The sequence below is a fragment of the Streptomyces sp. NPDC047917 genome (assembly GCF_043204345.1).
Taxonomy (GTDB): domain Bacteria; phylum Actinomycetota; class Actinomycetes; order Streptomycetales; family Streptomycetaceae; genus Streptomyces; species Streptomyces sanglieri.
The window spans coordinates 1-22,614 of record NZ_JBIDCA010000004.1 but is presented as its reverse complement, the minus strand read 5'-3'; the positions used below and the strand labels follow the sequence as shown (position 1 = coordinate 22,614).

Genomic DNA, 22,614 nt, shown 5'->3' with positions numbered 1-22,614 from the left:
TGAGGTGCTCAGGACCGGGAGGACGTCGTGGGTGGCGGGCCCGGTTGCAGATCCGGCTCACGGGGCAGTCTGCGGGCCGCGTAGGTGCCCGCGCCCGCCGCCAGCAGCATCACGCAGCCCGTGAAGATCAGTCCCGCCTGGCGCAGCCCGAGCCAGGTCGCCAGGGCGCCGACGCCGACCACCGGCAGGGAGATCCCGCCGTAGGCGACGACGAAGAACGCCGAGATGGTGCCGCCGCGATGCTGTGCCGGGGCCGCGTCGCTGATCAGAGTGAGCGCCGCGCGGAAGGCCAGCCCCTGACCGGTCCCGCCGCACAGGGCGCCGAGGACGAGCAGCGGCAGGGATTCGGCGATCAGTGACGAAGCCACCAGCAGGAGGCCGACGACGAGGATGCCGCAGCCGACCGGGAGCGCGAGGCGGGCGCCGATCCGCCGGGACAGGGCCTGTCCCGCGGTCGAGGCGAGGAACACGGAGAAGACCACGGCGCCCGAGACCGCCAGGTTGTGCACACCCAGCGTGCGCGAGGCGAAGCTCGGTGCGACCGCGGTGAACAGGCCGAGGAGCGCGAAACCGGCGAAGGCCGCCAGCGAGGCGGGCAGGAAGACCCCCTTCACCTCGGCGGGCACGGACAGGCCCTGCGGCCTCGGGCGGGGCAGGCGCTTCGGCTCGGCGACGGTCTCCGGCAGGAACCAGGTGATCCCGCAGGCCAGGGCCACCAGACCCAGATGGACCCAGAACGGCAGGGTCAGCGGCCAGGGCGTGTACTGCGCGAGGGTCCCCGAGAGCAGCGGGCCGCAGCCCAGACCGCCCATGTTCGCCGCCGTGGCGGCGAACCCCGCACGCGCCCTCTGCCCGGGCGCCGCCAGTTCGATCACGGCCGCCGTCGCCGCGCCGCTGAGCAGACCGGCGGCGCAGCCGGACAGCAGCCGCCCCGCGAAGAGCAGCGGCAGACCGCCCTCCAGCAGGAAACACCCGGCACTCGCCGCAGAAAGCCCCAGGGCGCACAGGAGCACGGGTCTTCGGCCGGTCTCGTCGGAGTAGTTCCCCGCCACCAGCAGCACCGTGATGACGGCGACGGCGTAGACGGCGAAGACGACCGTCACCATCAGCTCGGAGAACCCGAGCTGCTCCTGGTAGAGACCGTACAGCGGGGTGGGGAGGGTGGTCCCGGCCATCCCGATGGCGAATACCAGGGCGGCGGCCACGTAACCCGGCCGCCAGGTGCCGTCGGCGTTCCGTGTGCATTCGCGAGCACTCACGCACATCACCTCGTGGCCGGTGCTCCGGCGCGGCCGTGTCCGGGAGGGTCAGTCCCAGAGCTCGTGCGTCGCGACCCGCTCGGTGTACGCCGGCCTGCCGTCGGTGTAGACGAGTTGCATCCGGGTGAAGTGCCGCAGACCGGTATCGGACTTCCAGGTTTCCGGACGGTCCAGCCGGACGATGACCGGGTAGGTGTGGAACTTGCCGGCCGCGCAGTAGGGATCGCAGTCGTTCACCGCGTCAAGTGCCCTGCCCACGGCGGATGTCGGACCCCAGTGGGACCAGTGGATGTCGATGAGGCGATTGTTGCCGTCCCCGCAGGCGAGCAGGAAGTCGCCGGGGCGCACCTGTGCGTTCGAGAAGCAGTCGACGGCCACGACGCGGGCCGGTGAGCGGGACTCCGTGGTTGCGATCGCTGACGCGGAAGCGGATGCCGGGACGGGGATCGCCGCCGCGGCTGCCGTGGCGGCGCACAGCATGATCGCTGTCCTGAATTTGCGTGTGTGCATGTCGGCTCCTCGGCTGCCTCATGTCGGGCGCGCCGATCGGTGCGGTCGCCGGTCGTGGCGCCCTTCTTTCAGCCGTCGTCCTGAAAACGACAATATGGCCACACCCAGTGATACACCACCTGTACGGGCTACAACAGTGCAAAAATGGTACGAAAGGGTCTCGGTCTGTTTCTGGGTTCCCGGTGCGCCCGCGAAGCCGGCGTGCCCGCGAAGCCCGTCACCGAACGGGAGGGGCGGTGTGCGGCGTGGCGACCGCGGGTTCCGCGTACCCCGCGGCCGACTCCCATTCCGCACGGCTGGGGCCCTCGAACCGCGGTGCGAAATCCGGGTGTTGGTCCAGCCAGTGGGCGAGCCGGGCGCGTACCTCCTCGGTGCCGTAGGCCTGGTCGGCGGTGAGGAGGAGGTGGCGGACCCTGGCGCGTGCGCGCATGACCAGCGGGTCGTCGAAGGCGCAGGCGGCCAGGGCGGCCCGCTCGCGGCCGGGGGTGGTGGGGGACTCCGTCGACATCCTTGTGGGACCGCCCAGTTGAGCCGCGTCGGCCCGGTCGGCGGCGACCTGGTCGTCGAACCGCGGACGCAGGGTCCGTGCCAGCCATCGGTGGTACTGACCGGTGAACGCCGCGGGCTCCGCGGCGGCCGCCGCGTGCCGGGCGACCCACTGCGCCGCCTCCAGGGCCATGGCCACTCCCTGTCCCATCGTGGGGTTGGTGTACGCGACCGAGTCCCCGACGCCCACGAGGCCGGTGACCACGGGCCCGTCGGCGTCGGCCAGGGCGCTCCAGCGATTGTGCAGGCCTCCCATCGCAAGCACTCCGGAGACCGCCTCGGGCTCCAGCCCCAGCCAGGCGGCGATGGCGGGAAACGTCCGTCCGACCCTCTCGAACACCGCGGGGTCGCGCAGCGCCGCCCGGGTGGGGTCGGAGGTGGACACCGTCAGGGACGCCGCGAAGATGCCGTTGTCCGACGGGAACACCCCGCCGACGGCGAAGGCCGAGGACGAGCCCGCCTTGACGCGTCCGGGATCGCGCGGCCCGTCGGCGCGCAGCCGGTACCAGCGGCAGAAGTACGCGATCCCGACGTGGTGGTTCTCCACGGCCACGTCCCGGCAGCCCGCCGAGGCGAGCCAGCGGAGTACCGGGGACCGGCGTCCCCCGGCGTCGAGCACCAGATCCGCATCGTGCGTCCGAGACCCGGACCGCACCCCCGTGACCAGCGGAATATCGCCGCTCCGGTCGACGAGGAGCCCGTCGACGGGTTCTCCGAGCCGAACGTCGACGCGCGGCTCGCGGTGCACCGCGTCGTGCAGAGCGGCCTCCAGGACGATGCGCCGGGTCTGGATCGTCACCAGATCCTCGTCCCCGGGGCGGGCGGGTCCGCGCTCGTCGAACCAGTCGAGTTCGTTGCGTTCCCGGGCGCCCAGGCTCAGCATCGCGTCGTACACATCCGGAACCTCCGCGCGCAGAACGGTGCGGACCGGGGCGAGGAGGCCGTGCGGCTGGACGGCCTGCGGCACACCGGGGCGGTGCCAGTCGAAGAAGTCCCGGTCGAGATCCGGTCCCGGCCGGCGGCCGTCCCGCTCGAACAGGGTCACCGGGTGACCCCGGCGCCCCAGGAACAACGCGGCGGCCAGGCCGCCGATTCCGCCACCGACAATCGCAACCCGCGTCAATCCGGTTCCCTCCACGCCGTGTTGCGAACCAACCGTATCCCAGGGCGCGGGGGCCGGTGACCGCGGGTGGCCGGGTGGCGCGGCGCGGAGTGCGCGCGGACCTCAACCCCGCTCCACCAGGCGTTCGGTCGCCGACAGTGCCATGCGCAGCGCGCCCGCCCGGTCCGCTCCGCGCTGGCCGAGGACCACCCGCGTACTCAACCCGTCGAGCAGGGCCAGGAGTTCGGAAGCCCGGGCCGTCGTGTCGAGGTCCGCGGCGAAGCGGCCCTGCCGCACGCCCTTGGCCAGGAGTGATTCGAGGTCCTCCTGCCAGCCGCGGTCGATCTCGGCCTGTGCCTGGCGCAGCGGCTCGTTCGACGCGGTGCGCGCCCACAGTTCGATCCACAGGGTCCAGCGCGGATCGCGCGGCCCGCGGGGGAGGTACAGCTCGACGAACTGGCTCAGCTTGCGCGCGGCGCCGGCCCGGCCGGCCAGCAGTGCCCGGCGCTCCTCGGTGAGCGTGCTCTCGCTCCAGCCCAGCACCTCCAGGAGCAGCCGGTCCTTGCTGCCGAAGTAGTAGAGGATGTGGCCGCCGCTGGTGCCGAGGCGTTTGGCGAGTGCCGACATGGTGAGTGCGGCGAGGCCGTCCTCGGCGATGGCCGCCATCGCCTCCTCCAGCATGCGTTCCCGGGCCAGGTGCCCGTCCCGCCGTCGCGCCGTCGCTGCCACGCCGCCCCTCCTCTTCCGTGAGCCCCGTGACGACCTTACGGGACACCCTCGGGGCCACCGATTTCGACGGAGGTCTTGACGGGCCCCCGGAGACACATCTTGAATGCCGTTCTAACTTTTAGAACGGCATTCAAAGTACTTGTTCCGGTGCGCCGGAGCACGCACGGATGAGGGGCAGGCCGCATGACGCAGCAGGAGACGACCGCGAGGGCGCCCGGCGGAACGATGGCCACCGACCAGGTCTTCCAGGTCGAGACCAACGGCATCGAACCGGTCCCCGACGAGGACCGCCACGGCAGCGCGAAGGATCTGTTCTGGCTCTGGTTCGGCTCCAACCTCACCTTCACCTACGTCATCAACGGTGCCCTGGCCGTCGCCTTCGGGCTGTCCTTCTGGCAGGCCACCGGGGTCGTCGTCCTCGGCGGACTGGCGTTCTTCGCCATCAGCGCCGCCGGACTGAGCGGCGTACGCACCGGCACCGCGACCCTGGTGATCTCCCGCGCCGCCTTCGGCGTCCGCGGCAACTGGCCCGCCGGCATGCTCAACTGGGTGGTCAGTATCGGCTACACGATCCTCAACACGGTCGTCGGCACGCTCGCCCTGGAAGCGTTCTTCGCCGATCTGGGATGGGTGTCCGGCCACACCGGGCGCGCCCTCGCCCTGCTGATCACCCTCGCGCTGACCTTCGTCGTCGCCCTCTGGGGGCACGCCACCGTCCAGTTCGCGGAGCGCTGGATCGCGTACGTCCTGGCCGTCGGGTTCGCCGTGCTCCTGGTGTTCCTGCTGCCGGGCGCCGACACCGGCGGGGCGGCGGCCGCGCCCGGGGCGTCCGGGTGGAGCCTCGCCTTCGTGGTGATGCTGGCCGGGCCGTTCTCGTACGTCCCGATGCCCGCCGACTACACGCGCTACCTGCCGAGGACGACCTCCACGCGGTCGCTCACCTGGTACGGAGCCCTCGGCGGCTTCATCTCGTCGGTCGCGCTGGGCGTGGCCGGGGTGGCCGCCGCCACCCGGACGGACATGACCGACGCCGTGGCGGGCACGGAGAAGCTGCTGCCGGGCTGGTTCCAGCCGCTCTTCCTCGCCCTGGTGCTCGGCGGATCCGTCACCAACTCGATCGTCACGCTCTACTCGTCGAGCCTGAACCTCCAGGTGCTCGGCGTCCCGTGGAGCCGTTCCAGAGCGATCGTCATCAGCGCGGCGGTCACCGCTGCCGGGGCCCTGTGCGCGCTCTTCCTCACCGACTTCACCAGCTCACTGCTGTCCTTCCTCTCCCTGCTGATCATCGTGTTCGCACCCTGGGGCGGCGTGTTCCTCACCGACATGATCATGCGCCGCTGCCGCTACGACGCACCGGCACTGCACGCCGGTCCGGACGGCGCCTACTGGTACCGGTCCGGCTACCACCCCGCCGGCCTGACCGCACTGTTGGTCGGCATGGTCTTCGCCGCGCTCACCTGCGATTCCGAGCTGTGGACCGGCCCGCTGGTCGCACCGCTGGGCGGCGCCGACCTCACCCTGCTCGGCTCCGTCGTCTCGGCACTCGTCTACTGGGCGCTCGCCCGGCGGACCGTCGCACCGCACACCGCCCTCTCCTGACCCGACCTGCTCCCTTCCATCGAATCACCGCACCATTCGCACCGACAGCACCACAAGGAGTCACCTCACATGGCCTGCCCCGCCCGCCCCGCCCACCTCGTCCTGCGCAACGCCCGCATCCACACCGTCGACCAGGCGCTCCCCGAGGCACAGGCCATGGCCGTGGTCGACGGCCGCATCGCCTGGCTCGGCTCCGACGAGGAGGCGCGCGGGTGGACGGGCCCCGGCACCCAAGTGCTCGATGCCGGTGGCAAGCTGGTCCTCCCGGGCTTCGTCGACGCCCACAACCATGTCCGGCTCGGCTCCGACGACGCCTGCGTCCAGCTCTCCGGCGCCACCACCCTCGACGAGGTCCACGCCCGTATCCGTGCCTGGCACACCGCCAACCCCGACGCCCGGTGGATCGAGGCGGAGGCCTTCGACTACTCGGCGATCCCGGACGGCCGGATGCCCACCGCCGCCGACCTCGACCCGGCCACCGGCGACGTGCCGGCCTTCGTGCTCAGCTACGACGTGCACACCGCCTGGGTCAACACCGCGGGCCTGCGCGCTCTCGGTATCGACCGCGATCACACCGGGCTGCCGTTCGGTGCGGCCGTCACCGACCCGGACACCGGCGAACCCACCGGATTCATCAAGGACTTCGCGGTCAAGGGCCTGTCCCGCGACGGACACCGGTCCCTTCAGCGGCTGGGTCTGCCGTGGGCCGGCGCGGACCGGCAGTACGGGCGGCTGGCCAAGTCGCTCGACGATGCCATCCGCTTCGGCATCACCACGGTGGTCGAGCCCCAGAACTCGCTCGACGACCTCCAGCTCTTCGACCGGGCCCGTGCCGAGGGCCGGCTCAAGTCCCGGATCGTCGCCGCCCTCTTCCACCCGCGCGGCACCACGGACGCCGACCTCGACGACTTCGCCACCGCCGCCCACCGCTACGACGACGACCGGATCCGGGTCGGGCCGCTCAAGCTCTACATCGACGATGTGGTGGAGCCGCGGACGGCGGCCCTGCTGGAGCCCTACGCGGGCTGCGGCCGGCACCGGGGCGACACCTTCTACCCGCCCGAGGAGTTCGCCGAGCTGCTGACGAAGCTGGACGCCCGCGGCTTCCAGTGTTTCGTCCACGCGACCGGCGACCGGGGCATCCGTACCGTGCTGGACTCCGTCGAGCGTGCCCGCACGGTCAACGGGGAGCGGGACGCCCGCCACCAGGTCGTCCACGTCGAGTGCCTGGACCCCGCCGACACCCCGAGGTTCGCCGCCCTCGGCGTGGTCGCGTGCATGCAGCCCCGGCACTGCGCGCCGGAGGTCGCCGGACCCGGCAAGGACTGGGCGGAGAACATCGGGGCCGAGCGCTGGCACAAGGCGTGGCCGATGCGCAGCCTGCACAACGCCGGGGCCGTGCTCGCCCTCTCCAGTGACTGGAACGTGGCCGAGATGGACCCGATGGTCGGCATCCACACCGCGGTCACCCGTCGTCCCCTGGGTGGTGGTGAGCCGTGGATGCCGCAGGAGACCATCAGTGTGGAGACCGCGGTCCACGGCTACACGATGGGTTCGGCGTATGCCAACTTCCTTGAACACGAACGTGGTTCACTGACCGTCGGCAAGGCCGCCGACTTCGTGGTTCTCTCCCGCGACATCCTGCGGGCCGCACCCCAGGACATCCCGGGCACCGTGGCGGAGACCGTCGTGGTCGCTGGTGTGGTCGAGCACACCGCGTGAACGGACCCGACGGCCTCCCGGAGTACCACGCGTCCGCGTGACCGGGAGGCCGTCGGGCCGTCAGGGGGCTCGCCGTCCATGGTGCGGGGTGGGGCGGCCCGCGCGGCGGTCAGGTGCCGCACGGACCGCCCCACCGGTCAGGCGGCCTGGATCTCGTAGAGCGCGAAGTTGCCCCACTGGAGATGGGCGTCACGGACCGTCAGACGCAGTCGCTCGGTCGTGACCCGCTGGGGCAGGGTGATCGTGCGCTGCTCGACGGTCGATGTGTTGCCCGACCAGGCCAATTGCTGCCCGGCGACCTGGGTCACCCAGGCCGAGCCGTTCCAGGTCTGCACGTCGAGCTGCTTGATCCCCTGGCCGGTGGCGAAGGCGGTGTGCAGGGTGACGGTGCCGACGCTGGTGGGCTGCCGGAAGTCCACGTCGACGGTACCGGGGAAGGCCACTTCGGAGGACACACTGCTCCACGCGGTCGAGGTGTCGCCGTCGATCATCCGGTAGGGGTGGCTGTTGCCGAGCGTGGCGTACGAGGTGGTCACGACCGGCCGCACCGGAGCCCCGGTGAACTGGTGGAAGCCCCGGTCGGGAGCGGTGGCCGGGACCGCGTTGCCGAAGTAGTCCTCGACGTCCTGCGTCACCGTCGCGCCGCGCGCCCTCGCGGGGGAGTCGGCCCGGAGCTTGTAGCCCGCCGGGTCGGTACCGACGGAGACCAGCTTCGGGTCCGCCTTGATCGCGTTGATGTCGCCGGACGGGGCGACGGGCGTGGTCGTGCCCCAGTAGAGGTTGGAGTCGTAGACGGTGTTGTTGGCGGTGTCGTAGCCGGCGGTGGTTTGGTTGTAGAAGATGTTGTTGCGGATGTCGATGCCGCTCGCGTTGTTGTAGATGTGCACGATCTTGCCGAGCGGATAGTCGCCGGCCCCGGTGTACGGCGGGTGCACGGTGACGACCCGGCCGCTCGCGTAGACCGTGTTGTTGTAGATCGAGGTGCCCGACGTCTCGGTGGAGAGGCTGAAGACCTCGAAGCCGTCGTCCTTGCTCAGGTTGTACCGGACCACGGTGTCCTTGGTCGGTGCTCCCTTGAAGGAGACGGTGATGAAGAATCCGCCGTCGTTGTCATGGCTGTAGTTGTACTGGACGACGCTGTGGTTGTTGTCGGCGTCGGCGTCGAAGCCGTGACCGTCGGTGCCCGGCCCGTTGAAGCCGGAGCCCGACACCTCGTTGCGCTGCACGAGCAGATCGTCGTTGCCCTGCCACCAGATGCCGACGTTACCGCCCTTGGTGTTGAGCCGGCCGGTGGCGGCCTTGTGGACGCGGTTGCCCTCGACGACGGCGCCCGTGGTGTGCATGGGGGTGATGCCGCCGGCCGTCACGTCGTGGACGTAGTTGTCACGGATCTTGACGCCGGTGCTGGGCGTCCAGGTGACGACCTCGCTGTCGGGGATGCCGGTCTCCACCGGGTACAGGCTCGTCATTCCGTTGCGCCGGGACCAGGTGGACCAGGTGATGATCCCGTACGAACGGATCTTGCTGACCTCGTTCTTCTCCAGCACCAGGTTGTCGAAGAACGTGGGTGTCGTGTTGCCGCGGATGGAGACGAGCAGCCCCGCCGAGCTGACCGTGCTTCCGCCCGGCCCGTCCACGTCATGGATGTTCAGATTGCGCAGGGTGATGTTGGACAGCTTGCCCGCGTCCTTGGCGAACAGGTTCACACCGGAGCGGGGAGTGGTGCTGTCGCTCCAGTTGGTCACCTCCAGCCCGTCGAGCGTGAAGTCGTGGACGTTGTTGAGCTTGACCGCGACATCGGTCGTGCCCGCGCCCTCGATCAGCGGCTTGGTGCCACTGCCGTACGAGCCGACGAACGCGGGACTGCCGACGGTGCCCGCCCCCTGGACGTCGAGCCGGCCCTTCCACCGCTGACCGGCCTTGAACAGCAGCCGGTCACCGGGACCGAGCGTCAACTGGCTCGCCTTGGCGAGCGACTTCCAGGCCGCCGCCCGGTTCTTGCCCGAACGGGCGTCGTCGCCGGCTTCGGCGTCCACGTAGTACGTGGTGCCCGCCGCGCGCGGAGGGTGGGGCTTCGCCGGGGCGGCCGCCTGCGCGGGCCCCGCCGCCACCGCCGAGAGCGGCAGGGCGAGGGCCGTCAGGAGCGCCCCTATGAGGTGCCTCCGTGGGGTGGATGAGGTGCCTGGGATACGTGAGGTACGCAAAATACGCAACGCTCGGTCCTTCCGGGTGGATTGCCGGTCTCTGTGTGCGCGTTACTTACCGATCCCCGCAGTCATGCCCTCGACGATGCGGCGGCCCAGCCAGAGGTAGAGCACGATCATGGGATAGACCAGGATCACGATTCCGGCGAACAGGGCGCCCCAGTCGGAGCTGTACTGCATGGAGCCATAGAGGCTGAGAAGTGCCGCGGGCAGCGTGCGCTCCTCAGGCGTGGGGGTGATCAACAGGGCGAGCAGGGTCTCGTTCCACAGGCCGATGACGTTGAGGATCAGCACCGTCATCACACCCGGCTTGGCCACCGGAAGCACGACCTGGACGAAGGCACGCAGCGGACCGGCACCGTCCAGCTCGGCCGCCTCCTCGATCTCGTGGGGCAGCGAGCGCATGTAGCCGGTCAGTACGAACACGGCGAACGGCAGCGACAGCACCACCTGGAAGACCAGGAGCGTGATCCGGTTGTCCCACCAGCCGGTCACCCAGTCGATCATGAACGTGGAGACGGACAGCTTGATCACGATGATGGGGATCACGATCGTCTGCACCGGGATGCTCAGACCCATCGCGAAGTAACCGGTGAGCCGTCCGGCGGCGCGCCGGTCGGAACGGGCCAGGACATACGCGGCGGGCGCCGACAGCGCCACGATCAGCAGCGATCCGACCACCGTCAGAACGGTGCTGTTGAGCGCGGCGGCGGAGAAGCCGGCCGCCTTCCACGCCGCGGAGTAGTTGCCCCACTCGATGGTGTCCGGCAGCGCGAACGGCGAGAGCCAGACCTGCCCCGAGTCCTTGAGCGACTGGAGGCCGACCCAGGCCACCAGCGCGAGGTTGAAGACGACCCAGGCCCAGAGCGCGACGGTGGTCGCGCGCGGCACCAGAATGTCGCCGAACAGGCGCCTCATGACAGCTCCACACGTTCGCGGCGGGTGACACGCCGGGTCAGTACGATGAGGATCGTCGTCACGATCAGGATGACGACGCCCATGGCGGCACCCGAACCCAGCTCGGGCACACCACCCCCGGCCACCGAGGCGTACTGCTGCACCGCCACGGTGCGTGCCTGGATCGGCGGGCTGGCCGGTGTGCCGGCCGTGGTGAAGGCGATCACGATCTCGAACACCTTCAGGCTGTTGACCACCCACAACACGGCCGAAACCGCGAACACGTCCCAGGTCAGCGGCAGTGTGATGTGCCGGAACTGCTCCCACTTCGTGGCGCCGATCAGCTTGGCGTCCTCGTAGAGGTAGGGCGGGATGGAGTCGGCGGCCGACATCATCAGCGCCACGTAGAAGCCCGTGCTCGACCACACCAGCCCGGCGACGATGCACTTGAACACCATGTCCGGGCCAAGCCACGGCTGTGCCTCGATGCCGACCCAGCCCAGGATCGTGTTGACCGCGCCGTCGGGATTGAGCAGGAAGCCGATGGCCACGCCGACCGCGATCACCGAGATGATCATCGGCAGGAAGATCACGGACCGGATGAAGGCCCGGCCCTTGACCTGCCGGAGCACCATCATGGACAGGAAGGTGAAGGCGAAGACGAGGGCCCCGCCGCCGAAGGCCAGCACGAAGGTGTTGACGAAGGCGGTACGGAAGGCCTCGCTGCGGGCCAGCTCGACGTAGTTGCCGAGGCCGTGCCACGTCATCGGGGAGCCGGGCCCCGCCCACTTGTTGAAGCTGACCCAGAAGCCGAAGAGCGACGGCAGGACGAAGAGCGCGGAGTAGGCGATCAGCGCGGGGAGCAGGAAGGGCCAGAAGGCCCGCTCGCGCGCCGGCCGTACCCGTTTTCCCTTGCCCGCCTTGCCCGCGGCGGGCGGTGCCACTGCCGCGGGCGGGGTGAGTGTTGCCGTCCCCATGGGATCAGCCCTTGCTGGCGAGGTAGTCTGCGGCCTTCTTCTTGCCCGTCTTCACGAAGGTCGCGGCGTCGATCTTGCCGGAGAGCAACTGGTCGTCCAGGGGCAGGAAGACGTTGTTCCACCAGTTCTTGTCCGCGGCCATGTCGTCGTAGGTGCGGTGGGTGAACTTCGCCTCGGCGACGTCCTTCTGCACACCCGCCAGGTAGCCGGGCGCGGGGACGTCGGGGCGCGCGGGGATGTTGTGCGCGTCGCTGGAGATCTTCCCCTCGTACTTCTTCTGCAGCGCGAAGGCGAGGAACTCCTTGGCCGTCTCGACGTTGTGGCCCTTGGCGTTGACGCCCCAGCCGAGCGTGCCGACCTCCACCGAGTTCTTGCCGCCGGCCGGCAGCTGGAACGAGGCGACCTCGGTCCCCTCGGCCAGCTTCGAACCGGTCTCGGCGGCCAGCCAGGTGCCGTTGAGGTTCAGGTCGTACTTGCCCTGTGCCCAGGCATCCTGCGCGGCGGGGTACTTGGTGGCCATGAAGTCCTTCTGGAAGTAGCCGCCGTCGGCAAGCTCTTCCACCTTCTTCGCGGCCGCGAGCACCGCCGGCCTGTCCCAGGCGGCCGGGTCCTTGCCCAGCGCGCTGAGGCTGCCGGCACCCTCGGAGCGGACCAGGGCCGAGTAGAACCAGTACGCGTTGTAGAAGTTGACCGTTCCGTCCTGGCCCAGCGGGGTGCGGCCGTCCTTCTTCGCCTCGTCGAGATAGGCGATGAACTCCTTCCACGTCTTGGGAGCGAGCCCCGCGTGCTTGGACGCGTCGTACCACACCGCGGTGGAGATCACGGTGTGCGCCACGAACCGCACATGGTCCTTGTCGGTCGACGCCTTCACCACCGATTCCGGCAGCACGTCCCGCACCTTCTTGCCCTCGCCCGGCACCTTCATGTCCAGGACGTCGTCCAGCGGCGCGGCGAGGTTCTGGGCGACGAAGGCGCCGACACTGTCGGTGGAGGTGTCGAACAGATCCGGGCCCTGGCCCGCGTTCATCTCGGTGGGGAGGGTGTCGGTGCCCTTGCGGCCCACGAACTTCAGGTCGACCTTGGTGCCGGTCGCCTTGGTGAAGTCGTCGGCTATCGACTTGATGAGCTTGCCCTGAGGCTCGTCGGCACCCCACGAGGAGGTGTAGACGAGTTCCTTCTCCGAGGCGGCGGAGCCGTTCTTCTTGCCGCAGGCGCCTACGCTCAGCGCGAGAGCTCCGACGGTGAGCATGACTGTCAACTTACGCACGGGGGTGTGCCTTTCGTGAGGGAGACCGGTGAGCGCGGGAGTCCGCGGGCGTGGCGCGACGGCCGGGGGTCAGTGCGGCGGGAGGGACACGACGGTGCCGGTGCGGCGAGCCTGCTCGGCCGCCCAGACGACCCGGTGGGTGGCCAGGCTCTCCGCGCCGTCGGTGAGTACCAGGGAGGGATCGTTCTTGCCGATGGCATCGACGAAGGCGTCGAACAGAGCCGCGTCACCGCCGCCGTGCCCGGTGGCGGCCGTGGGATCGCCGTTCGCACCGGTGTCGATGACGGTGACCTCGTCGGTCACGAAGTCGTGCACGCGCAGGACGACTCCGTCCCCGTCGATGGAGCCGCGGGTGCCGAAGATCCGGGTCTTGCGGTGCTCCAGCGCCGCGAACGCGGTGACCGTGCAGGTGGCGGAGGTGCCGTCGGCGAACTCCATGGTCACGACCTGGGTGTCGACCACGTCGTTGTCACAGGTGTACGCGCACCGGCCGTACGGGCCCTCGCGCAGCGCCGCGAGCACCCCTTCCTCCGTGTGGTCGGCCGTGACCGCGGACAGTGGCCAGAACTCCTTGTCCGCGTCACCCAGGCAGTCGAGGTAGATGCGCCTGGCCGAGTACGGGCAGGTGGACTGCACCGGGCACTCCACGCAGCGATCCGCCGCACCGTCGGGCCGGTTCTCCGCCCGGAAGTGCACCAGATTGCCGAACGAGGACACCCGCTCCGGCAGCGCGCCCTTGACATGGGTGATCCAGTCGAGGTCGTGGCAGGCCTTGGTCATCAGCATCGGCCCCGACCCCTCCTCGCTGCGCCAGTTGCCCCGCACGAACGAGTGGGCCTGATGCCACCAGCCGACCTGTTCCAGGTGCTGGATGTTCATCACCTCGCCGATCCGGCCCTCGGCGATGAGCTCCCTGAGCCTGATCGTGTAGGGCGTGTAGCGCATGACGTGGCAGACGGCCAGCAGGACGTCGTTGCGGTCGGCGGCCGCGGCGATGGCGGCGGCCTCCTCCTCGCTCTGCGCCATCGGCTTCTCCAGGAGCAGGTGGTAGCCGAGATCGGCCGCCCGCACCGCGGGTTCCGTGTGCATGCTGTCCTGTGTCGAGATCACCGCCGCGTCGGCCAGCCGGTCCCGGGCGAGCAGATCGCGCCAGTCCGCGAAGACGTTCTCGGCCGGTACGTCGTGCGCGGCGGCCATGTTGCGCCGGCGCTCGGGATCGGGCTCGGCCACGGCCACCACACGCGCCATGCCGCTCTCCAGAGCCCGCCGCGCGTAGCTCATGCCACGCAGCCCCGCGCCGATGATGGCGAGAGTGACCACAAATACCCCCTCGGACTTGCGACTTACTAATGCAACCTGTTTTTATTTCTCATGTACAGATCCTGTCAAGGGAGTGACGGTGACAATTTCCGGAGGCGACACCTCGCGGCTGCGGCGCATCAACCTGGTCACGACGCTTCGTGCCCTGCGCGGCCAGGGCCCCCTCAGCCTCACCGAGGTCACCAGACGCACGGGTCTGTCCCGCCCGACCGTGGAGAGCCTGACCGAGGAGCTGCTCGGCTCGGGTTGGCTGAAGGAACTGCCACCGCAGCCGGGCCACATGGGCCGCCCCGCAAGGCTGTTCAGTTTCCACGCGACCGGCGACTACGTGCTCGGCATCGACATCGGCTCGTACAGCATCCGGGCGGCCGTGGCCGACCTCGACGGCACCGTCGTGGCGTCCCGCACGGAGCGGGTGAACGCGGACGCCGGGCGGGCCGTGCGCCTGGAAGCCGTGCGCGCGACGGCCGTCAAGGCACTGGCGTCGGCGGAGGTCGGCTCCGCCCAGCTCGCCACCGTCTGCGTCGGCACCACCGGCGTGGTCAGCCACGACGGCCGGGTCAAGCGTTGCGTGGGCCTGCCGGAATGGGACGGTCTGGACCTCGCGGGCGAGCTGGGTGCCGACTTCGACTGCCCGGTCCTGGTGGAGAACGACTGCAATCTCGCCGCGCTCACGGAGGGCTGGATCGGCGAGGCCCAGGGCGTCGACGACGTGGCCTTCGTGCTGTCCGGGGTGCGCACCGGCGCCGGCCTGCTGATCGGCGGCCGGGTGCACCGGGGGCGCGGGGGCGCGGCCGGCGAGATCGGTGCCCTGCCCCTGCTGGGCTGGCACCGGGCCACCTCGCACCTGACCGGCTATCCGAAGATGCCGGCGGACATCCTGCCCCAGGAGGCCGCCGAGTACGTCTTCGCCCAGGCCCGCACCGGCGAACCGGCCGCCCGCTGGGCCGTTGAACAGTACGCCCACGACCTGGCCGAGGGCATCGCCGCCCTGGTCCTGGCCCTGGACCCGGAGCTCGTCGTGATCGGCGGCGGGGTGTCGCGCTCCGGTGACGTACTGCTGGAACCGCTGCGGCGGCACCTCGACCCGCTGTGCCTGGAACCCCCGGCACTGGCGGTCTCCACCCTCTCCGACCAGGCCGTGGTACTGGGCGCGGTCCGGCTCGCCCTCGACCACGTGGACGCCCGGCTGTACGACGTCGACACGTTGCTGCCCGAACCGTCGTCCTGAGGCTCCACCCCCGGGCACGGCGCCACCGAGCTCTTAACAAAAGACTCTGTATATGTGGGACGGGCGTCCTCTGGGGCGGGCGGCGGGCCCGGTGGCGGAAACCGGCAGGAATGCCCCGCTGCCTCCCGCCGCCGCACGGCCGGTCGCTCAGAGCACGGGTTCGAGGTGGGCCCAGGGCCGTTCGGTCTCGATCCGGGCGGCGAGGGCCAGCAGCATCCCCTCACCGCCCAGCGGGCCCACGAACTGGACGCCGAGCGGCAGGCCGTCGGGAGTGCGGTACGTGGGGACGCTCATCGCGGGTCGGCCGGTGATGTTGGCCAACTGGGTGTACGGGGTCGCCGCGAGGTTGGCGATCACCGCGCTCTCCCACGCCCTGGTCCCGGCCAGGGCGCCCAGCAGCCCCAGCCGCATCAGGACCCGGGCCACCGCACGCACCGGCCTGGGCGTGTCCAGCTCGCCGATCCGGACGGCGGGCCGGGCCAGGGTCGGGGTGAGGAGCAGGTCGTAGCGGCTGTGGAAGGCGGTGAGCTGCCGGCTGTACGTGTTCCACCGTTCGTGGGCGGCGTAGTAGGCGGGAGCCTTCAGGGCGCGTCCGGCGGCGGCCAGCAGATGGGTGTCGAGTTCGAACGACTCCGGTCCGGCACCGGTCGCCCGGCGGATCTCGTCCACGGTGTGCGCGAGTTGGGTGGTCCACATCGCCAGGAAGTCGAAGGCGAGCCGGCGTTGGTCGATCTCCGGCTCGGCCGGCTCGACGTCGTGGCCGAGCCGACCGAGCAGCTCCGCGGCATCATCGACTGCGGCGACCGCCTGCGGGTCGACCTCGGTGTCGATGGGGGAGCGGGTGGTGAAGCCGATCCGCAATTTCCGGGGCCGGCGGGCGAGTTCGGCGTACGGCAGCTCGGGGCGTGCGTGCAGGAACGGTCCGGCCGGATCCGCCCGCGCGGTCAGTACGTCCAGCATGGCCGCGCTGTCGCGGACGCTGCGCGAGACGACACCGTCGGTGGCGGCGCCGTGGAGGTGCTCGGCGACGGTCGGACCGGCCGGGACGAGTCCGCGCCCCGGCTTCAGGCCGAACAGGCCGCAGCAGGCGGCCGGAATGCGTATCGATCCGCCGCCGTCGTTGGCACCGGCCACCGGCACGATGCCCGCCGCCACGGCCGCCGCCGAACCTCCGGACGAACCACCGGGTGTGCGGCCGAGGTCCCAGGGGTTGCGGGTGGGCCCGTTCGCCTCCGGCTCGGTGACACCCTTCGCGCCGAACTCCGGTGTGTTGGTCTTGCCGAAGATCACCAGTCCGGCGCCCAGCCAGCGGTCGACCACCTCGCTGTGCCGCTCGACGGGACGGTGCCGAAGAGCCCGGTTTCCGCTGCCGGTCGGCAGCCCGGCGTAGTCCTGCGACAGGTCCTTGATCAGGAACGGAACTCCGGCGAACGGTCCGCTGAGCGACTCCTTCGCCCGCGCCCGGGCGATCTCGTGCATCGGCCGCACGATCGCGTTGAGTCTGCCGTTCACGGTCTGCGCGCGGGAGATGGCCGCATCGAGCAGCTCATCGGGTGAGACCTCGCCCCGGGCGACCGACTCGGCCAGGCCCACCGCGTCATGGGCTCTGTACTCGGTGTACCGCATCATCAGGATCTCCCTGCCTTTCGCCGTCGGCGCCCGCTGCGGGGCGTGTGGTCGTCGCACCGCCGCCGTCGGTGCGGCGGGAGTGTGTGGTGTCCGGCCGGGCTGCTCCTACCTCTCACCCCGTGCCACGTGACGTGCGGACGCTCTCACAGTGCGCCCTCGGCGTCACCCCTGACGCGGGCGTGCAGATGCTGGTCGTGCCATCCGTCGGCGTGCAGCAGCGCGCCACGCATGACGCCTTCGAAGGCGTACCCGGCCTTGAGCGCCACCCGGCAGGAGGCGGGGTTGGCCACCGAATGGCACAGCCGCAGGCGGTGCAGTCCAAGGTCCTCCAGGGCCCACCGGCCGACGCGTCGCACGGCCTCGACCGCGACCCCACGGCCACGGGCGGCCGGGAGGAGCCAGTAGATGATCTCGGCACTGCCGCCCGCCGGATCGATGCCGTTCAAACCGATGAGCCCCGTCGCCTCGCCGCCCGGCCGGGCGATCGCCCAGACCGCCCCCGTCTCGGCCTGCCAGCGCCCGTGCATGCGCTCGATCCGCTCGCGGGCGTCCGGCTCCGACTCCACGACCAGCAGGTTCCACCGACGAATCGCCGGATCCCGGCCGGCGGCAACCAGCACATCGGCGTCCTCCCGGCTCCATGGCCGCAGCTCCAGGCCGTTGGGCAGGTCGAGTACCGGTTGGCCGTCCCGTGCCATCCGACCTGCGGGAACGACGGGGGACACAGGCGTACCGGAGATCATCCGGGCATCGTGCCACAGGCCCTCGGACGCGCGATGTGCGGTGGGTGCCACAACTCCGGGGCGGATGCGCCGGATCGGTGCCGCCGGGCTTCGGCAGGTTTCCTCGGCCGGACCGCGCGTGGCGCGCTGAGTGCTCAGCGCTGGTCCCAGACGAGCGTGTAGCGCCAGAAAAGCCGCCGGCGCAGCCGCACGCCGGGCAGTGCGAGGCGGGCGTCGCGCACGATGTCCGCGAAGGTCATGGTCGCCGGTCGGGTCGGGGCGGTCATCGACGCCGGGCGCGGTGACCTGCGGCCCTTGTTCTTGATCAACGCCATGGCGACATTCGACGGGATGGCGACGGCGTCGATCAGCCGGTCGCCCCTCGACCGCCGGCGGTAGAGACCTACGACGACCAGGGTTCCGCCGGGCGCCAGGTGCTGCCGGAAGCGCGTGAGGGCGTCGCTGAACGACAGGTGATGGATGGTGGCGACACAGGTGATGACGTCGTAGGGGCCGGGGGACATCTCGTTCAGTGCGTCTCCGACGGTGAACGTCACCGGAGCCGCCGGGGCCGTGAGCTCCCGTGCGCGGGCGACGATGGTGGGGTCGACGTCGATCCCGCGCACCGCTCCGGCACGTGTGGCCAGAAGCCGGGCGAGTTCACCGCTGCCGGACCCGACGTCCAGGGCGCTGCCGAAGCGTCTGGGGAGCCGGCGCAGGATCTGCCGGTGGTAGTGGGCGTTGTGGTCCCAGGGGTGGGTGGCATGGAACCGTTGAAGCGCTCGAAGGACGAGGGGCAGCAGTGTGGTCATGGCGTGAGTCCATCAGAGGCCGGCCGTCCGCGATACCACCCTCGGGCAACTCCGGGCGACGGGGACGATGCTCTGCCGGCCTGCCCGGTCCGGGACCCCGGGCAGGCGGTGTCCGACGCCCGGGGTCCCGGAGGTCCTCGGCATCCGGGGCCCCGGGCGTCGGCTGGCCGCCGACGGCCGGCTGGTCCCGGTCCGCGTGGCACGGCCGGGACGGCTGACCCGCGATCAGCGGCGCAGGGTGGTCTCCTGCTCCATGTGCGTCAGCTTCTCGGGATTGCGCACGGCGTAGACCGCGGAGACCAGGCCGTCGGTGATGCGCAGCGTCATGACGGTGTCGACCGCGCCGTCGAGCCGGACGATCAGCGCCGGGTGGGCGTTGACCTGCGCGGGCAGCAGCGAGACGTCGGGGGTCCTGCCCAGCCCGGTGGCCAGCAGCCGGGCCACCCTGTCGGCCCCCACGACGGGACGCAGGACGGCCTGCTTGACTCCGCCGCCGTCGCCGAGCAGGACGACGTCCGGCGCGAGGATGTCGAGCAGGCCCTGCAGATCGCCCGTCTCGGTCGCCCGCCGGAACGCATCGAGCGCGTCCCGGGTCTCGGCCGGGGAAACGACCCCACGCGGCCGTCGCGCGGCGACGTGGGCCCTTGCCCGGTGGGCGATCTGGCGGACCGCGGCCGGGCTCCTGCCGACGGCCCCGGCGATCTCGTCGTACTCGACTTCGAACACCTCGCGCAGCACGAACACCGCCCGCTCGGCCGGCGCGAGGGTCTCCAGCACGAGAAGCATCGCCGTCGAGACGCTGTCCGCGAGCTCGACGTCCTCGGCCACGTCGGGCGCGGTGAGCAGCGGTTCGGGCAGCCAGGAGCCGACGTAGGACTCCTTGCGGCGGCCGAGCGTACGCAGTCGGCTCAGCGCCTGGCGCGTGGTGATCCGGACCAGGAACGCGCGGTGATTCTGCACCGTGCCGAGGTCGACCCCCGCCCACCGCAGCCAGGTCTCCTGCACCACGTCCTCCGCGTCGGCGGCCGATCCGAGCATCTCGTAGGCGACGGTGAACAGCAGACTGCGGTGGGCGATGAACGCCCCGGTGGCGGGATCCGCAGGCACGCCGTCCGTGACCTGCCCGGCCGTGTCCCCTGTCCGCTCGCCATGTTCGCTCTTCACCGGCTACTCCTGTCTCTTCGCTCTCGACGGTGCCACGCGCACAGGACGCCGGTCCGCACCGTTCTGTGACACCTGAGAGCAGTGGCGCACGTCACACGTCGGGGCCTGTCACAACGGGCGGGGCGGCGGCGTCTCGTGTTCGCCGAGTGCGACACCACGAGTGAGGAAGAAGCCATGGACGCCCGATTCAACCTGTTCGAGAACGAGCTCGCCGCCAGGTTCGCCAAGCGGTTCGCCAACGCCGGCCTGGTGATCCAGCAGTCGTCGCTCCCGCATTCCACCCAGGAGCTGGTGTCGCTGCGCGCCAGCCAGATCAACGGCTGTGGCTGGTGCATCGACATGCACACCAAGGAGGCCGCGGCGGCCGGGGAGACCGCGGTCCGGCTCAACCTGGTCGCGGCCTGGCGCGAGTCCACCGTGTACACCGAGGCCGAGCGGGCCGCGCTGGCGCTCGCCGAGGAGGGCACCCGGCTCGCGGACGCCCAGGAAGGCGTGTCCGACGAGACCTGGGCCGAGGTGCGCAAGCACTACGACGACGACCAGGTCGCCGCGTTGGTCGTCCTGGTCGCCCTGATCAACGCGGCCAACCGGCTCGCCGTGATCGTGCACCAGAAGGGCGGTTCCTACGAGGCCGGCATGTTCGCCGCCTCGTTCGGCTGACCGGCGGACGGCGGCAGGGAAGGAGCCTGCCCGCCGGGGTGCCCGGCAGCGCGAAGGGCGCCCGATGAGCGGCTGCTCATCGGGCGCCCTTTCACAGCGCGACCGGGACCGAGGTTCCCGCGGGACCCGGCCGTGATCCGTCGGGGTCAGACCGCCGGGGCCGGGTAGGTCGGGTACTCCACGCCGGAGACGTGCTGCACGACCCGGATGACCTGGCACGAGTAGCCGAACTCGTTATCGTACCAGAGGTAGAGGATCGCGTTGTCGCCGTCGACCTTGGTGGCGCCCGCATCGACGATCGAGGCGTGGCGCGAGCCCATGAAGTCGCTCGACACCGCGTCGGGTGCGGTGGTGAAGTCGATCTGGCGCTTGAGCGGCGAGGTCAGCGACACATTGCGGAGGTAGTCGAGGACCTCGTCGCGGTTGGTCTCGCGCCCGAGCCGCAGGCTGAGGATCGCGATCGAGACGTCCGGCACCGGGACCCGGATCGAGCTGCCGGTGATCGGCGCCTTGAGCTCGGGCAGCGCCTTGGCGACGGCGGACGCGGCACCGGTCTCGGTGATGACCATGTTCAGCGGCGCGGAACGGCCCCGGCGGTCGGCCTTGTGGTAGTTGTCCAGCAGGTTCTGGTCGTTGGTGAACGAGTGGACGGTCTCCACGTGGCCACGCAGGACGCCGTACTCGTCCGCCATCGCCTTCAGCGGCGGCACGATCGCGTTGGTGGTGCAGGACGCGCAGGACAGGATCTGCTCGTCCGGCTTGATCGTGTCGTGGTTGACGCCGTGCACGATGTTGGGGACGTCGCCCTTGCCCGGCGCGGTCAGGACGACCTTGTCGATACCGGGGCGCAGGTGCTTCGACAGGCCCTCGCGGTCGCGCCACTTGCCCGTGTTGTCGATGAGGATGGCGTCCTTGATGCCGTACGCCGTGTAGTCGACCTCGGACGGATCGTTGGCGTAGATCACCTTGATCTCGTTGCCGTTGGCGACGATGGTGCTCTTCGCCTCGTCGACGGTGATCGTGCCCTGGAACTGACCGTGGATCGAGTCGCGGCGCAGCAGCGAGGCACGCTTGACGATGTCCTGGTCACCGCCCTGGCGGACGACGATGGCCCGGAGCCGCAGCCCGTTGCCGGAGCCGGCCTTCTCGATCAGCAGACGGGCGACGAGACGACCGATGCGGCCGAATCCGTACAGGACGACATCGCGTCCGTCACCGCGCTCGATCTTGTTGGCACCCGTGGCACCGGCGACGGCCTCGGCGGTGAACTCCTCGACCGGGAGACCGCGGTCGTCGGCCGCGTAGGTCGCGGCGAGCATGCCGATGTCGATCTGCGCAGGGCCGAGGTCGAGCGTGGTGAGGGCCTGGAGGAACGGCAGCGTGTCGGTGACCGAGAGTTCCTCACCGGCGATCTGGCGGGCGAATCGGTGGGTCTTCAGGATGCTGACCACCGACTTGTTCACCAAGGAGCGGCTGTGGAGCAGGACCGTTACGTCCCGCTCCCGGTGCAGTTTCCCGATGACCGGGATCATCGACTCCGCGATCTCCTCGCGGTTCTTCCAGCTGGTGAACGAGTCGTCATTGACAGTCACAGGTTTATCTTTCGAGCTAGGCGGCGCTCATATGGTAACCCCTCGCTACTTTGATCATTCAAATGGGCCACCGGGGGCGGCTGCGGTCGGGCCGTTCTGTGCACGGTGCCGGCCAGGACACCGGGGTCCCATCGGCCGTGGTCCCAGGGTGTGGAGCGCGATCGGCGTGGATCCCAGGGTGTGGAGCGTGATGGGCGTGGATCCCCGGGTGTGGAGCGTGATGGGCGTGCCCGCGCCGGCGGACGTGATTGACCGGCGGGCCGCGTCGGGTGACGGCCCGCGGGTGCAGGTGAGCGGCGACGGCGAGGGCGCCGGATCCCGTGTGGGCGACCTGATGGCTGTCGTGGCGGTGCGCGGTGATGCGTTTTCCGGGAGCCGCCGCCTGTGTGCGGGTGGGCGCCTCGGAGGGAGTGGCGGATGTCCGGTGTGTGCGCGGGCGTCGGCGGACGGGCGCCTGTCGGAGCCCTCGAAATGGCGCTGTGGATGTGATGCCACCCATAGGGGCCACGTCACATCCTAGGCCGGGTAGTAGGAGCGGGGCCCGCCCGAACAGCACGGAAAATACTCAGAACGGCTTATTTCGGACATTGCTCCGTATTGGGGTAGTACGTCACATCATTGACCCCCGTCCCGGCCGCCGCTAACCATGGATCCCGTCGCCGGACAACGCGA

General features: G+C 70.4%; 18 protein-coding genes. 4 read left to right on the top strand and 14 right to left on the bottom strand.

From position 1 onward, the window contains the following. Nucleotides 1–8 precede the first annotated feature (8 nt). The 4 genes from ACGF8B_RS10000 to ACGF8B_RS09985 form a co-directional block, all read right to left on the bottom strand. Nucleotides 9–1,265: an MFS transporter gene (locus ACGF8B_RS10000; protein WP_392736540.1), complete on the bottom strand. Its 1,257-nt coding sequence runs from the start codon at nucleotides 1,263–1,265 to the stop codon at nucleotides 9–11. A 42-nt stretch (nucleotides 1,266–1,307) separates the two neighbouring features. Next, nucleotides 1,308–1,769, bottom strand: coding sequence for a hypothetical protein (locus ACGF8B_RS09995; protein WP_392736538.1), 462 nt, complete (start codon nucleotides 1,767–1,769; stop codon nucleotides 1,308–1,310). A 217-nt stretch (nucleotides 1,770–1,986) separates the two neighbouring features. Next, the gene (locus ACGF8B_RS09990; RefSeq protein WP_392736536.1) at nucleotides 1,987–3,438 is read right to left on the bottom strand and encodes an NAD(P)/FAD-dependent oxidoreductase; all 1,452 of its coding nucleotides are present in this window, start codon (nucleotides 3,436–3,438) and stop codon (nucleotides 1,987–1,989) included. A 102-nt stretch (nucleotides 3,439–3,540) separates the two neighbouring features. Beyond that, on the bottom strand, nucleotides 3,541–4,146 hold the full coding sequence (locus ACGF8B_RS09985) for a TetR/AcrR family transcriptional regulator (RefSeq protein WP_392736534.1): 606 nt from the start codon (nucleotides 4,144–4,146) through the stop codon (nucleotides 3,541–3,543). Between the two features lie 183 nt (nucleotides 4,147–4,329). Here ACGF8B_RS09985 and ACGF8B_RS09980 point away from each other — a divergent pair, with 183 nt between their 5' ends. Both ACGF8B_RS09980 and ACGF8B_RS09975 read left to right on the top strand, forming a co-directional pair. Beyond that, nucleotides 4,330–5,745, top strand: a complete 1,416-nt coding sequence (locus tag ACGF8B_RS09980) for a purine-cytosine permease family protein (RefSeq protein WP_392736532.1) — start codon at nucleotides 4,330–4,332, stop codon at nucleotides 5,743–5,745. 69 nt (nucleotides 5,746–5,814) lie between these two features. Next, nucleotides 5,815–7,467 carry an amidohydrolase gene (locus ACGF8B_RS09975; RefSeq protein WP_392736530.1) on the top strand — a complete coding sequence of 551 codons (1,653 nt, stop codon included), beginning with the start codon at nucleotides 5,815–5,817 and terminating at the stop codon, nucleotides 7,465–7,467. A 137-nt stretch (nucleotides 7,468–7,604) separates the two neighbouring features. Here ACGF8B_RS09975 and ACGF8B_RS09970 read toward each other — a convergent pair whose 3' ends face one another. The 5 genes from ACGF8B_RS09970 to ACGF8B_RS09950 all read right to left on the bottom strand — a co-directional run bounded on the left by ACGF8B_RS09970 (nucleotide 7,605) and on the right by ACGF8B_RS09950 (nucleotide 14,132). Further along, on the bottom strand, nucleotides 7,605–9,680 hold the full coding sequence (locus tag ACGF8B_RS09970) for a discoidin domain-containing protein (RefSeq protein WP_392736528.1): 2,076 nt from the start codon (nucleotides 9,678–9,680) through the stop codon (nucleotides 7,605–7,607). Between the two features lie 42 nt (nucleotides 9,681–9,722). After that, entirely contained in the window at nucleotides 9,723–10,589 is an 867-nt protein-coding gene (locus ACGF8B_RS09965) for a carbohydrate ABC transporter permease (protein ID WP_124720240.1), read from the bottom strand. Then, complete coding sequence (locus ACGF8B_RS09960; RefSeq protein ID WP_392736525.1) at nucleotides 10,586–11,545, bottom strand: carbohydrate ABC transporter permease; 960 nt, start codon at nucleotides 11,543–11,545, stop codon at nucleotides 10,586–10,588. Before ACGF8B_RS09960 ends, ACGF8B_RS09965 begins: the two co-directional genes overlap by 4 nt. Nucleotides 11,546–11,549: 4 nt before the next feature. Beyond that, a complete protein-coding gene (locus tag ACGF8B_RS09955; protein WP_392736522.1) occupies nucleotides 11,550–12,812 on the bottom strand; it encodes an ABC transporter substrate-binding protein in 1,263 nt (420 codons plus the stop codon). A gap of 69 nt (nucleotides 12,813–12,881) precedes the next feature. After that, on the bottom strand, nucleotides 12,882–14,132 hold the full coding sequence (locus ACGF8B_RS09950; protein WP_392736520.1) for a Gfo/Idh/MocA family protein: 1,251 nt from the start codon (nucleotides 14,130–14,132) through the stop codon (nucleotides 12,882–12,884). Between the two features lie 79 nt (nucleotides 14,133–14,211). On the opposite strand from ACGF8B_RS09950, the gene ACGF8B_RS09945 reads away from it, so the two are divergent. After that, nucleotides 14,212–15,363 carry an ROK family protein gene (locus tag ACGF8B_RS09945; RefSeq protein WP_392736518.1) on the top strand — a complete coding sequence of 384 codons (1,152 nt, stop codon included), beginning with the start codon at nucleotides 14,212–14,214 and terminating at the stop codon, nucleotides 15,361–15,363. A gap of 147 nt (nucleotides 15,364–15,510) precedes the next feature. Here the strand turns inward: ACGF8B_RS09945 and ACGF8B_RS09940 are convergent, their stop codons facing one another. The 4 genes from ACGF8B_RS09940 to ACGF8B_RS09925 form a co-directional block, all read right to left on the bottom strand. After that, nucleotides 15,511–16,992, bottom strand: coding sequence for an amidase (locus ACGF8B_RS09940; RefSeq protein ID WP_392736516.1), 1,482 nt, complete (start codon nucleotides 16,990–16,992; stop codon nucleotides 15,511–15,513). Between the two features lie 143 nt (nucleotides 16,993–17,135). Beyond that, complete coding sequence (locus tag ACGF8B_RS09935; protein WP_392736514.1) at nucleotides 17,136–17,690, bottom strand: GNAT family N-acetyltransferase; 555 nt, start codon at nucleotides 17,688–17,690, stop codon at nucleotides 17,136–17,138. Nucleotides 17,691–17,869: 179 nt separating this feature from the next. Next, entirely contained in the window at nucleotides 17,870–18,526 is a 657-nt protein-coding gene (locus ACGF8B_RS09930; protein WP_392736512.1) for a class I SAM-dependent methyltransferase, read from the bottom strand. A gap of 225 nt (nucleotides 18,527–18,751) precedes the next feature. Further along, a complete protein-coding gene (locus tag ACGF8B_RS09925; protein ID WP_392736510.1) occupies nucleotides 18,752–19,690 on the bottom strand; it encodes an RNA polymerase sigma-70 factor in 939 nt (312 codons plus the stop codon). Nucleotides 19,691–19,864: 174 nt separating this feature from the next. Here ACGF8B_RS09925 and ACGF8B_RS09920 point away from each other — a divergent pair, with 174 nt between their 5' ends. Further along, nucleotides 19,865–20,350: a carboxymuconolactone decarboxylase family protein gene (locus ACGF8B_RS09920; RefSeq protein WP_392736508.1), complete on the top strand. Its 486-nt coding sequence runs from the start codon at nucleotides 19,865–19,867 to the stop codon at nucleotides 20,348–20,350. Between the two features lie 146 nt (nucleotides 20,351–20,496). Here the strand turns inward: ACGF8B_RS09920 and ACGF8B_RS09915 are convergent, their stop codons facing one another. Further along, nucleotides 20,497–21,942, bottom strand: coding sequence for a glyceraldehyde-3-phosphate dehydrogenase (locus ACGF8B_RS09915; RefSeq protein ID WP_392736506.1), 1,446 nt, complete (start codon nucleotides 21,940–21,942; stop codon nucleotides 20,497–20,499). Between the last annotated feature and the right edge of the window lie 672 nt (nucleotides 21,943–22,614).

Bases quoted from the DNA above. Each gene is read 5' to 3' on its own strand.
- ACGF8B_RS09940 (WP_392736516.1), bottom strand. From the start codon at position 16,992: ATGATGCGGTACACCGAGTACAGAGCCCATGACGCGGTGGGCCTGGCC.
- ACGF8B_RS09930 (WP_392736512.1), bottom strand. From the start codon at position 18,526: ATGACCACACTGCTGCCCCTCGTCCTTCGAGCGCTTCAACGGTTCCAT.
- ACGF8B_RS09965 (WP_124720240.1), bottom strand. From the start codon at position 10,589: ATGAGGCGCCTGTTCGGCGACATTCTGGTGCCGCGCGCGACCACCGTC.
- ACGF8B_RS09935 (WP_392736514.1), bottom strand. From the start codon at position 17,690: ATGGCACGGGACGGCCAACCGGTACTCGACCTGCCCAACGGCCTGGAG.
- ACGF8B_RS09995 (WP_392736538.1), bottom strand. From the start codon at position 1,769: ATGCACACACGCAAATTCAGGACAGCGATCATGCTGTGCGCCGCCACG.
- ACGF8B_RS09975 (WP_392736530.1), top strand. From the start codon at position 5,815: ATGGCCTGCCCCGCCCGCCCCGCCCACCTCGTCCTGCGCAACGCCCGC.
- ACGF8B_RS09980 (WP_392736532.1), top strand. From the start codon at position 4,330: ATGACGCAGCAGGAGACGACCGCGAGGGCGCCCGGCGGAACGATGGCC.
- ACGF8B_RS09960 (WP_392736525.1), bottom strand. From the start codon at position 11,545: ATGGGGACGGCAACACTCACCCCGCCCGCGGCAGTGGCACCGCCCGCC.
- ACGF8B_RS09920 (WP_392736508.1), top strand. From the start codon at position 19,865: ATGGACGCCCGATTCAACCTGTTCGAGAACGAGCTCGCCGCCAGGTTC.
- ACGF8B_RS10000 (WP_392736540.1), bottom strand. From the start codon at position 1,265: ATGTGCGTGAGTGCTCGCGAATGCACACGGAACGCCGACGGCACCTGG.